We start from the raw sequence: 11,922 nt of genomic DNA, 5'->3' as shown, positions 1-11,922 counted from the left end.
AAGCGAACCGTATGAATAATAAAGAAACAAAAATGCCTGCGGAGCAGCCGCAGACAAAAGAACAACAGCATACAAGAAGCACGAAACAGCCGAAGCAGAAAAAGGAGAAGCACTGGTTCTGGAAGCGGACCCGCCTCGTGCCGATCTGGTTCCGCGTCCTATCTACGCTTGTACTGATTATGATAGCCATGGCAGTAGGCGCCATGGTCGGCTACTCTATTGTCGGCGAGGGAGATAATGCTTTTGAAGTGTTTGATCCGACCACGTGGACTCATATTTTCGAAATTATTTACGGTGGTTAGGTGACAATACCCGTTTGACGGCCACGCATAAGTGGACTGGAAAAACCTCCATGACATCACTTGTCATAGAGGTTTTTTGTCATTTTTGAGTAAAGCAGAAAACGATCTGCCGCAGCCAGAATCCTTCTGCTGAAAGTGATTGAGTCTATAAGGAAAACATCGTACACTTGTATCCAGGTGCTGATTTTACTTTACAATGCTGAAAGGATGTTTGAACCATGCTCTCCATCGAAGAAATTAAAGACATCATTCCCCACCGTTACCCTTTTCTGCTCGTCGATCGTATTCTCGAAGTGGAAGAAGGCAGGCGCGCAGCCGGTTACAAAAATGTTTCCGCAAACGAAGAATTTTTCAACGGACACTTCCCGGATTATCCTGTCATGCCCGGGGTGCTGATCATTGAAGCGCTGGCTCAGGTAGGAGCAGTAGCGATTTTAAAAAAAGAAGAAAACAAAGGAAAGCTCGCCTTTTTCGCAGGTATCGACAGCTGCCGCTTTAAAGGGCAGGTAAAACCGGGCGACCAGCTTCATCTCGAAGTGGAGATCACCCGTCTCCGCGGCCCGGTCGGCAAAGGAAAAGCCACTGCGAAAGTAGATGACAAAATCGTTGCCGAAGCGGAGCTGATGTTTGCACTCGGTGACAAAGAAGAGTAGCAGTATAAAAACCACCTGAAAAGCGCCATGACGATCCGTCGTCACGGCGTTTTTTGTTTTGCAAAGGGCGGAATGGAGTATTTTAACAAGCATCAGAGCATCCAAACTCAGAAGTTGCTCGATTTTCTTCAGAAAAAGCAGGCGACCGCCGGCTTTTGAGAGTAATTTTCAAAACCACCATTTTGGAGGCTGATTAGGGAAGTCTGACTCGATAAGGGCAGCGGGGGCCGCACAGAGAGGTCGGTTCTGTTGAAGGAGCGGCTGGTTCAGTTAAAGTTACGTATCGGTTCTCTTTATTCAGACGAAAGTTTTGTTAATTCAGCTGATTGTTCTTTTAATCTCTTCCAGTTCTTTTAATTCCTCCTCAAGTTCTTTTAATCTTCGCCGCAGTTCTCTTAATTCGCGGGTATGCCGCCGAAGCCGTCCCTCCAGAAAGGAAATTCGGCGGGTTTTTCGTGATCGTGAAATCTGTAAACAATGTGGAATGAATGTGAAACATTATCAAAATAGCATGAATAAGGTTTTACATGTTTGCAAAAGTGAAAGAGAAGAATAGAACATTCGCTGGACTACCAGGGAATGAGCATAAAGAAAGACAACTATATTATGGAGGGATTTATAATGAAGAAAAAAATGATGGTAACAGCACTTTCCAGTATGTTTGTACTCGGTTCACTCGCAGCTTGCGGCGGTGAAGGCGGTAACGACACTACTGATGTAGAAAATGATCCAGCTGCAAACGAAGAAATGGACGGCGGCATGGAAAACGATCCAGCTGAAGGTAACGAATAATAAGCCTGTCATAACGGATTCAACAATACAGTTGGAAAAAAGCGTGGATGAAGACTGTTAGTCGGACACGAAGCAAGAAGATGCCGGTATAGCAAAGTCGATTTGTTATACACCGCCCCACGCAAAGTTATCAGCTTGAAGGGAGACGTTGTTTTGAAAAGAAAACTAATGATACCGCTGTTTTCAGGATTGTTTGCAGCTACTATGCTTACAGCCTGCGGCAACGATGAGTTAGAGAGTGACTTTGAAAACGCTCCTGACATGGAAAATAACTTTAGTGAGGGAGAAGGCAATAACGGAATATAATAATTTCCCCCCTCTAAGCTTCCTCTTCCCCCTGGAGGAAGCTTCTTTTTTATGTCTTCAGACCGGTAAAAACAAGCATGGGAGCTGAACCCCCATGCTTGTTTCTGTCTGACTAGTTTTCTTTGTATCTTTTTTCTTTCGTATCCACGGCCGCTTCGGAAGGCTTCTTTGGACGAAGACGGGGGCCGGCTCCGAAAAGGATCCACGAAGCCGGTACTTTCATCATGAAAAAATAGGTCACGGCCCAGGAAACAGCCAGAACAAGAGCAAAACCAAGCCCGAAAACGGACAAAAACAGCAGGGTGGTATCTCCGCTCAAGGCATAATTTTCCCAGACCATCAGCAGAAACGGATGGTACAGGTAGACCCCGAAAGAAACGATCCCCAGCTGGGTAAGCGCCCGAATAACAAAAGGAGACGCTGTCCGCTGAATGTAAAACGCCACCTGAAACAAAATAACAGCCGAAGTTAGTGTCTGCACATTCCACAGCAGTTCAAAAAGCCGGGTATCAAAAACTGTATCGTAAAGGCGCAGCTGGTGCCATACATAAATGTGCAGCAAGGTCGCTGTTCCCCAGGCCGTCCATATCAACACCCAGGCAAGTGTTTCGAATTTATTTTTCAAATGAGCGCCTGTAAGCCAGTCTCTAATAGAATGAAAGTAAATACCGATATAAGCTCCTGTAAAGAAATAAGCCAGATAGGAGAGAGACCAGGAGCCTTTATTAGGCACTTGAAAATAAAGGTTGTTCAACAGCACGAAAGTCCACTGCAGAACGAGGCCGACCCAGATCAAATGAGGCGTCAGCCAGCGGTATCTCTTAAATACATAAAGCAAAAGCGGAAACAGCAGATAAAATTGAATGCTTATAAACACAAAGTACAAATGAGGGTGGGCTTTCCCTGTAAGGAGCTGCACGGTGAATTCCCCTGCAAAAACAGAGAAAGCAGGGTCCGTGTTATAGACCACTACTTTAAACCAGTAGTACCCGAGAGAAACAAGGGTGTAAGGTACAAGAATATATAAAAGTCTTTTTTTATAAAAGCCCTTGATTAAATGGCTGTCGATGGGGCGTCTGTAGTAATTATAGAAAATGACAAACGCACTGAGCAGAATGAAAGTCGGCGTCCCAAAGCGGAACAGGGTATTAAAAGAATTATATACGGTGAAGGAAAGGGAGCCGGTCTCCATCGTTTCCACAACGCCGCGGCTTGTCGCATGAACGAAAAGAACCGCGATAATAGCCAGTGCACGGATAATATAGATTTCGTTTAATCTGTCGTTACGCATTGACTGCTTCTGACCCCCCTCCAATGAATCGGTAAACTTATTTTAACAGAGGATCATGGAAAATCCTTTAATCAACTGATTATCATCGCAGAAAGATCAGAATCACGCAGAGGAGAAAGCTTCTGGAGCCGCGTGGATGAAAAGGAGCCCCATCCCGCCCCGGTTTTAAAAAAGCGGAATGAAAGCTTAACAGGGGCTCTTTTCCTCCTCCTTTCATTCACTACACAAATTTCTCGAAAAAATTTAGGGAGAATGGTTCAGGTATGTTTACTACCAGAGGAGGACGGGAAGGCGTACAACGTGGCCTTATCATTAAAAGGCTGAAGAAGATGACCTGATTGGCGATTTTCTTCGTAATGGGATAGGAGAAATGTGTTCTTAAGTATAGGGGTAAGGTTACTATATCGCTGTAGATTTTTTACAGACATCAGCCGATATTTAACAGGAAAACAGGACTAATTATTAGTAACCACTACCAAAATCAGCTTTATTTCACACACTTTCCCATAACTTTAACGCAAAATAACGTTAGAATGCATTGAATCGTCTAACAGTTTGCAATTAATGCGAAATAGGTTGTTTTCTGGGCATTCAGCAGGTATGATTGCCTCAGTTCCTCATCAGAGGATCTTAAAAAATTATGAACTTAATTCTGGAGGAATGAACCAATGAAAAAGAAACTAACACTATCAGTACTATCAAGCGTATTCGCAGTAGGCATGCTAGCAGCTTGCGGCGGCGGAGAAGATACTGAAAACGCACCGGCTGAAAACAATACTACGAACGAAGAAGCACCAGCTGAAGAAGAAGATCCAGCAGCTGAGAACAACACAGAAGAAGACCCAGCGGCTGAAGACAACGCTGAGATGAACGAAGAAGATCCAGCGGCTGAAGACGACGCTGAAATGAACGAAGAAGATCCAGCAGCAGAAGACAACGCTGAGATGAACGAAGAAGATCCAGCGGCTGAAGACAATGCTGAGATGAACGAAGAAGATCCAGCGGCAGAAGACAACGCTGAGATGAACGAAGAAGATCCAGCAGCAGAAGACGACGCTGAAATGAACGAAGAAGATCCAGCAGCGGAAGATAACACTGAAATGGACAACGAAGAAGACACTGAATAATTCACTCTTCACTTTCACATCGAAAGCTCCGGAATTTTCCGGAGCTTTTTTTGTGCCTGATTTTCATATTATAGACTGCCCGGCAGAAAAATGCCGGGCAGTTTGTTCAGGGCAGCGGCATTTAAATCAGGCGAAGGACTTTAAACAACATCCGGCTGAGCTCCCGCACGAAAAAAAAGAGCATCCTTTTTTATTCCTAAAGTTACATGCATCCTTATAGTAAACGGAAATCATCGAGAAAATTCACGTAGTAACAGGGAGATTTTGTTTTAATCAACGGCACTTTCCCAGGCCCGCGCACGTGCTTTCTATAAAGGCGGTGCAAGTTAAAAAATGCAAGCGGATTTTAGCGGCCGAAGTAAAAAGATATAACGAACGCATACTGATATGAAGAACGCCGGAAAACCTGATTTAAAAGCATTTTTCTATCCGTGCGGCGTTATGATCGTAATGACATTCAAGCGGGTAAGTCTTCTGTTTACCGCCCTCTCCTTCCATTTTACTCCTCCTTATGAAGAAGCCCCTGTTTAAAGTCTGGGGCTCTTACGTACACGTCGTAAAAATAAGCAGGATCAGACGAAAAATCTAATTTTAACGAGCCTGTCTATATCCAGGGAGGTTGTCTTGTCCTCTTTTTACCTGCAGAACAGAATGTAACAGAAAAACAGCAAAACAAACTCACTTGTAAGATCCCGGAGTTATAACGGAGACACTCATGCAAAAGTCGTGCACCATGATGGTTGAAAATGGTCTTCTATAAAAATGGAACTTCCCAATCTATATAGGGGAAATCAATGAGGGTTAAAAAGGAGCTGTCTTTATTAGAAGACAAATGATGCTCTGTCCTTTTCACCGTAAGCTGCCGTGGAGATGGGGGAGGCTCCGGGGAAATGACCCGTCCGGCCACCGGGAGGAAGGGGTTAGCTGAGAACGGTCCCTCCGGAAAGCGGCTGTTTAAGGAAACGGAAACGAAAAAATGCTGAGGAAGTGCCCTGGGCCAGGTTATCTGCTTTACTTATATAGAAGGAACCCTTCGCGTCATCTTTTTTTACATATTGATAAGAGCGGTCCTGATTTATGTAACGGAACCTGATATCCGCATAACGTTATGAAAGAAAAAGAAAGGCGCAGTTGTCCACTATTTTGAAAAAACGATTCATGTGATGAAACGCTATGCTTGTGTGCGCCTGCAAATGAAGTTGGCAAAGACTGTATCAGTTGAAAATTTTTCCTGTATAAGCAAAAAAAACAGCTAATATAACGGTAGTATTAAAGAAATAATATTCTCTGTAATGGATTAGTAACATTTCTAAAAATTCTAAATAAAGAAAAACATTATTGACCTAAAGTTTGTAACCGTTGCGGCTCTAAGGTTCAATAGAGTAATTGCAGCAATGGAGAATATTTGGAAAAGATAAATTTAAAATAAATTTCCTGGAGAGAACGCTGATATAACAGGATTATATGACGCATGTCGCACGCGTAAACATATTGTAATCCCAGTGTTACATTGTTTCGGATCCATCTGTGCTAGAATTCAATTTGTGGTTAAGAGACAGACGACGTCTTCGGACAAGACGTTACACAAAATTTGAAAATTACAGGAGTGAATAGGGCATGCAAAAGTGGTGGGTTTTAATTGTAGCAGCATTTATGTTTTTCTCTGTAACAACTGTTGATACAGAGACAGCAGAAGCATCAGGGCAAGGAGTCGTATCAGAAGCAATGAAACATCAGGGAACACCTTATCAGTGGGGCGGAAAAACACCATCTGGTTTTGACTGTTCAGGATTTGTAGCTTACGCATTTGCACAGGAAGGTATTGATCTTCCATTCGGCACAGCAAACCAGGTAAATGAAGGCAGCCGCGTTTCCCGATCTAATCTGCAAGCAGGGGACATCGTATTTTTCTCAGGTACATACCGATCAGGTGTGAGTCACAACGGGATTTATATCGGCAATAACCAATTCGTACACACATCTGCATCACAAGGTGTTACAGTATCATCCATGAACAATTCTTACTGGGCTCCGAAGTATCACTCTGCACGACGTGTAGCAGACAGTTCTTCTTCAGAAGCTGTAGCATCTACAGCGGACGTATCAAGCTCTAGTTCCGATAAAGCAACAGTTGTTAATGCAAACAACTTAAACGTACGCAGCGGTCCATCTCTATCTAACTCCCGCATCGATACAATTTCCGGCGGTACAACAGTAGACGTGGAAGAAGAGTACAACTACTGGGCAAAAGTTTCTGATGGATCTACAGAAGGTTATGTATCTCTTCGTTTTCTTGACATGGACAACGACGGAAGCACATCCACAGCAAACGTAAGCAGCGTAAGCAGTTCCGGCCAGCAGGCGGAAATCATTAACACTTCAAATGTAAATGTACGTTCCGGCGGTTCCATGTCGGACTCCGTTACAGGAAGCATTTCCGGTGGATCTACCGTTGAAGTTCAGGAAGAATTCAACTACTGGGCAAAAGTTTCTGACGGATCTACAGAAGGTTTCGTATCTCTACGTTTCCTCGATATGAAATAATAGCAAATAAATAAAAAAGGTGTGCCCCCGGGCGCGCCTTTTTTTTGGGTTTCAGGAAGCTGGCTTGAAGCTCAAACTCCGGAAGCTGCCCTCCATCATGGCATGGTGCAGTGATTTTGCATAAGGGTCTCTGCTGATTTAAAGGGGATTTCCTCCATGGCACGGAGAAAGGCGGGTTAAGCGGTGTTTCATTATAAAAAAGTGCGGCTGGGAAAAGAGCAGGAATTGGCGGGAAAACAGGGAGTAGTGGCAGAATTAGCGGGAGAAATGGTGGGAATATTAGGAGATGAGGCAGAATAAAACGAGGCTGTGGCAGAATTACAAGAGGAAACGGCAGAATTAACCTTCCCAAGCCTTCCGCATCGGCCTTCCGAATGGAAATTCCTGAAAAAACCTTTCCAAAAACACAATAAGTAAGGGAAATCGTCCAAAAGACGCAGAAACACGGTCCGTGTTTAACTCAAAACGGACGTATGATGGTATAAAAATTAGGGCAGAAATCTCCCGAAAAAAGCAGCTCAAACATGGAAACAGCGATGCGCACCTTGGGACGGAGGCGGGCATCGCTCGTTATCCATCTGCCGCTGTATGTCTGATACTGCGGCAATATATCAAAAATGATAGGGGGGAGAGATGAAAGTGGTGGTTTCAACTCCTAGTGAATGTGTTCCCCTCCCTGAAAAAATTCAAACCTGAAAAAATAAAAAATCCGCGCTGTATTCACTGCGGTGAACTTTTACCCACGTTGTATTACAGATTATTACAGTAAATGTGCCATCTGACATATCGCTTAAAAATCCCTGTGTGGTAAGCTAAATGTGGTTGAGAAACCAAACAGGCGCTATTAACATTCCCCAACTCATTTTATTTCAAACATATCGTTTCCGGTGAATTTATTCACTATAATGAACGATACGCTAAATGATCCCGCTCTGTGCCTGTATTATCTATAGAAATCACAAGTAAAGGAGGCGCTTATGAAAAAGAATTTAATTTGGATACTGTCCCTTGTTTTGCTCCTTACATTTTTCGCCGCGCCGGCTTCTGCAAGTACTTCCTTCTCCGATACGAATGCGAGTGAGGTACAGAAACTTGCTCAAGATGGCATAGTCAAAGGAAAGTCCCCTGGAGTATTTTCTCCGCGGTCCACACTCACACGTGCCGAAGCAGCTACAATGATTGCTCGAGCGATCAATGCTGATGGCAAAAACGGAAAATCTTCGTTTGATGATGCGAGAGGTCATTGGGCTGAAGGAGAAATAGCTGAAATGGAACGCCGGGGTATTATTAATGGCTACGGGGATCAGACATTCAGACCGAACGCCGATATTTCCCGGCAGGAAATGACTACCGTCCTGTCACGAGCTTTCACCTACAACCCTATTAAAGGGTCTTTCTTTACAGACGTTAAGCCTGATAGTTTTTATTATAAATTCATCCGTGAACTTGGCGATGCACAAATTGTAAATGGGTATCAGGATGGTACATACAGACCAAAAGAAACCATTACACGTATCGACTTCTCTTATATGGTGGCACGTACCCTTTATTCAGAATTCAGTGCCACAGTTGACTCAGTTGCTCTCGGTAATGCAAAATCTACCGGCGTTGTAACGAGTTCTGGAAACTTAAACGTCCGGCCTTCTCCTTCGACGGAATACAGCGCACTTGGAAGTATTCCACGGGGTACAACAGTCAGTATTCATGAGCGCGAAGGAAATTGGGCACTCGTTTCTACAAAGGATATCCGCGGCTATGTTTCCCTTTCTTTCATTGATGAAGATGGAGAAAAGGAAGAAGAAGTCGATAACAGCGGACCTGGAAAAGTGATCGCTGAAGGAAAAGTTGTTAACGCAAATAATTTAAATGTACGTACAGGTCCCGGCACTTCCAATGACCGTGTCGGTACGATCCCTAACGGTACAACTGTAAATGTGCACGAACTGCTGAGCGGATGGGCTAAAGTATCAACCGATTCCGTCACAGGTTATGTCTCTCTTTATTATCTGCAGATCATTGACCCGGAAGCAGCAAGCAGTCTTCAGGGGAAAACGGTTGTTATTGACGCCGGACACGGAGGAAATGATCCAGGGGCTGTAGCGAACGGTCTTCAGGAAAAAGAAATTAACCTGGACGTCAGTCTCCGTCTGGAAACAAGATTAAAAGCGGCGGGCGCTAACGTTGTGATGACAAGAAGGTCCGACTGGTATCCTTCTTTAGCGGAAAGAGTTCGTGTTGCCAACAATGCAAAAGCAGACATTTTTATCAGTGTTCATGCAAATGCAGCCGGCGCTACTTCAGCGAGCGGCACAGAAACTTTCTTTGACGCTGCTTACTGGGGCGGAGACAGCAAAAAGCTGGCAGAAAACCTCCAGACAGAAATGATTGATAAATTAAAAACCCGCGACCGCGGTGTGAAGCAGCAGGGCTTTTACGTCATCCGGAATACGACGATGCCTTCTGTACTGGTAGAGCTTGGATTTATGACAAACAAAGCAGAAGCAGACCGTATGAAAACAAACTCTTTCAGAAATGCAGCAGCGGACGCATTATATGAAGGAACGGTAAACTATTTCAAATAAATCCACTACAGAGAAGCTGCCCAAAACGGGCAGCTTCTTTTTTCACGTATAAACAAATAAATTCTTTCAAAACAACTTTCCGCTCATTTGTAAATACGGGTACTATTCTGCGCTTTCCGGTGAAGGCGTTCGGACGGAGACCGCCGTCCGGAACGTAATCCTCAGCGGAAGGAAGCTGATCCCCTTGTACAAAAATGCGGGTAACCGATCCTGTTTCAAAAACACAGGCCAAAAGATAAGTAAAAAAGTACCATTTATACCGTTAGTTTGAAAGATCTAAATATAGGCCCCTATTCTCATGAAAAGAGGGTATAATAAACAAAAGAGAATATAAAGGCGGGATCATCCATCATGACAAACCGAACAGCTTTCTTCATCGTAATAGGTATTTTAGTCACCCTACTACCAGGAATGTTTTTTTCATCTGCTTCTGCTGCTGAACAGGAATACTTAGTTACGTTTGAAGAAGTTGTTGACGAAAGTGTAATTCATAATGCCGGCGGAGACATTAAGAAAGTATATGAGAACGCCGGTGTAGCGCTCGTATCGTTAACGGATGATTCAGCCGGTAAACTCAGCAAAAACAGGGACGTCACAAATATCGAGGCCGATCCCCCCGTCTTCCTGAGTGAGACGGACGAATTAGAAGACTACCAATTCCCGGTGTGGGGATTTAACAAGATCCAGCTGCAGCACGCAAATCGCGCCGGTCTGACCGGGAAAGGCGTAAAAGTAGCCGTCATTGATACCGGCATCTCTACCTCCCACGAAGATCTGAATGTAAAAGAAGGCTACAACTTTCTTAATTACAGTTCCAATTACGAAGACGATCACGGCCACGGCTCGCACGTAGCAGGCATTCTAGCGGGAAGTGCTCCTCTTCAGTCCGACGGCATGCGCGGCGTGGCGCCGGGGGTAGACCTGTACGCTGCCAAAGTAATGGACGACCAGGGTTCCGGCCGTCATTCCACTATAATAGAAGCGATTGAATGGTCGATAGAGAAAAATGTCGATATAATCAACCTGAGCATCGGCGGACAGCGTGCTTCTGAAGGATTAACAAAAGCGCTTGCCGAAGCTCATGCGGAAGGTATTACGATGGTAGGGGCGGCAGGCAACCGCGGCGAAGAAACAGGCATTACAAATATTGACTACCCTGCTCGTGACAAAAACGTTATCGGCACCGCGGCAACGAACTTTAAGGACGAGCGTGCGCCTTTCTCGACTGCAGGCTCAGGTGTGGAAATAGCTGCACCGGGAGTAAGTATATACAGCGCGAGTACCGGCAGAGGCTACGAAGTAAACAGCGGCACATCGATGGCGGCCCCGATGGTCAGCGGCATGCTTGCAATCATGAAAGAATCAGATCCGGAGCTGTCTTCCCGGGAAATGCGCCTTCAGCTGCGCGAATGGACTGCTCCAAGTCAGGTGAGTACGCCGAATAACAACATCGGCTATGGAAGAATAGAGTTCCCGCGTTATTTATCGGAAACGCTTGATCCCGTAATGGCAATCAAAGCGGAAGCAGCAGAAATTACGAATGAGGCGGCGGACATAAAAATAACCTGGAGTGACAGCCGCACGAATGTCACCTTCGAATTAATGCGCAACGGAGAGACGATCTATAAAGGGCAGGGCAAAACCTATACGGAGCGCATTTCAAAAGACGGCAACTATGTATACAGTATCCGCGTGACAAATGGAGAATCCGCTATTTCTCCGGAGAAAAAAGCATCGGAACTCCGCCTGCGGCTGAAAGACCCGGGAGCCCAAGTTTTAAGCCGATACCCGGATCTCATTGAAAATGCATGGTACATTGAAGAACTGACACCGCTTGTCAAAGACAACCTGATAAACGGATACACAGATGGAACGTTTCGTCCCCAGCGGAAAATTACCCGGGCGGAAGTGGTCGAGCTGATCAGCCGGGAACAGAACTGGGAGATGCAGGGAACCTACAACAGCTTTACTGATCTTTCCAGCAGTCATTTTGCCTACAATTCCATTCGGGAAGCGGCTTCCAGAGGGATCGTCGAAGGGTATACAGATAACAAAGTCCGCCCCGACCAGCCGATTACCCGGGCCGAAGTTTCCGTACTGCTGACGAGAGTGTATCATTATCCTGGAACAGGTAACGGAGAAAACTTCCCTGATCTGGAAGCCGGAAGGTATTATTACGAGCAGATGAAAAAGCTTTCAGATAACGGAATATTGAGAGGATATCCGAACGGCTCTCTACAGCCTGGAGGAGAAGTAACGCGGGCAGAATTCAGCGCTATGCTGACCCGCACGCGTTCGATCCAATAGATGTAAAAGGCGTCATGA

The 11,922-nt window shown here is 45.0% G+C and carries 9 protein-coding genes; 8 read left to right on the top strand and 1 reads right to left on the bottom strand.

Annotated features, from left to right (window positions below):
* Positions 1-11 precede the first annotated feature (11 nt).
* The 4 genes from FTX54_RS15425 (at position 12) to FTX54_RS15410 (ending at position 2,053) form a co-directional block, all read left to right on the top strand.
* Positions 12-302: a DNA-directed RNA polymerase subunit beta gene (locus tag FTX54_RS15425; RefSeq protein ID WP_147802772.1), complete on the top strand. Its 291-nt coding sequence runs from the start codon at positions 12-14 to the stop codon at positions 300-302.
* A gap of 218 nt (positions 303-520) precedes the next feature.
* Positions 521-955 (top strand): 3-hydroxyacyl-ACP dehydratase FabZ, encoded by a 435-nt coding sequence (gene fabZ, locus FTX54_RS15420; RefSeq protein WP_147802773.1) that lies wholly within the window; start codon positions 521-523, stop codon positions 953-955.
* A 621-nt stretch (positions 956-1,576) separates the two neighbouring features.
* Positions 1,577-1,747 (top strand): hypothetical protein, encoded by a 171-nt coding sequence (locus FTX54_RS15415; RefSeq protein ID WP_187254462.1) that lies wholly within the window; start codon positions 1,577-1,579, stop codon positions 1,745-1,747.
* Between the two features lie 153 nt (positions 1,748-1,900).
* Positions 1,901-2,053, top strand: a complete 153-nt coding sequence (locus FTX54_RS15410; RefSeq protein WP_187254463.1) for a hypothetical protein — start codon at positions 1,901-1,903, stop codon at positions 2,051-2,053.
* Between the two features lie 112 nt (positions 2,054-2,165).
* On the opposite strand, the gene FTX54_RS15405 is transcribed toward FTX54_RS15410, so the two are convergent.
* On the bottom strand, positions 2,166-3,344 hold the full coding sequence (locus FTX54_RS15405; protein ID WP_147802774.1) for an acyltransferase: 1,179 nt from the start codon (positions 3,342-3,344) through the stop codon (positions 2,166-2,168).
* 668 nt (positions 3,345-4,012) lie between these two features.
* On the opposite strand from FTX54_RS15405, the gene FTX54_RS15400 reads away from it, so the two are divergent.
* The 4 genes from FTX54_RS15400 (at position 4,013) to FTX54_RS15385 (ending at position 11,904) form a co-directional block, all read left to right on the top strand.
* Positions 4,013-4,471, top strand: coding sequence for a hypothetical protein (locus FTX54_RS15400; RefSeq protein ID WP_338485076.1), 459 nt, complete (start codon positions 4,013-4,015; stop codon positions 4,469-4,471).
* A gap of 1,617 nt (positions 4,472-6,088) precedes the next feature.
* Positions 6,089-7,015, top strand: coding sequence for an NlpC/P60 family protein (locus FTX54_RS15395; protein WP_147802776.1), 927 nt, complete (start codon positions 6,089-6,091; stop codon positions 7,013-7,015).
* A 977-nt stretch (positions 7,016-7,992) separates the two neighbouring features.
* Positions 7,993-9,597 carry an N-acetylmuramoyl-L-alanine amidase gene (locus tag FTX54_RS15390; RefSeq protein ID WP_147802777.1) on the top strand — a complete coding sequence of 535 codons (1,605 nt, stop codon included), beginning with the start codon at positions 7,993-7,995 and terminating at the stop codon, positions 9,595-9,597.
* A gap of 351 nt (positions 9,598-9,948) precedes the next feature.
* Positions 9,949-11,904: a S8 family peptidase gene (locus FTX54_RS15385; protein WP_147802778.1), complete on the top strand. Its 1,956-nt coding sequence runs from the start codon at positions 9,949-9,951 to the stop codon at positions 11,902-11,904.
* Positions 11,905-11,922 lie beyond the last annotated feature (18 nt).

The sequence above is a fragment of the Alkalicoccus halolimnae genome (genome assembly GCF_008014775.2).
Taxonomy (GTDB): Bacteria; Bacillota; Bacilli; order Bacillales; family Salisediminibacteriaceae; genus Alkalicoccus; species Alkalicoccus halolimnae.
This window is presented reverse-complemented; position numbering and strand designations above follow the sequence as displayed.

Coding starts and splice junctions, on each gene's coding strand:
- FTX54_RS15425 (WP_147802772.1), top strand. CDS start 12: ATGAATAATAAAGAAACAAAAATGCCTGCGGAGCAGCCGCAGACAAAA.
- fabZ (WP_147802773.1), top strand. CDS start 521: ATGCTCTCCATCGAAGAAATTAAAGACATCATTCCCCACCGTTACCCT.
- FTX54_RS15415 (WP_187254462.1), top strand. CDS start 1,577: ATGAAGAAAAAAATGATGGTAACAGCACTTTCCAGTATGTTTGTACTC.
- FTX54_RS15405 (WP_147802774.1), bottom strand. CDS start 3,344: ATGCGTAACGACAGATTAAACGAAATCTATATTATCCGTGCACTGGCT.
- FTX54_RS15400 (WP_338485076.1), top strand. CDS start 4,013: ATGAAAAAGAAACTAACACTATCAGTACTATCAAGCGTATTCGCAGTA.
- FTX54_RS15395 (WP_147802776.1), top strand. CDS start 6,089: ATGCAAAAGTGGTGGGTTTTAATTGTAGCAGCATTTATGTTTTTCTCT.
- FTX54_RS15390 (WP_147802777.1), top strand. CDS start 7,993: ATGAAAAAGAATTTAATTTGGATACTGTCCCTTGTTTTGCTCCTTACA.
- FTX54_RS15385 (WP_147802778.1), top strand. CDS start 9,949: ATGACAAACCGAACAGCTTTCTTCATCGTAATAGGTATTTTAGTCACC.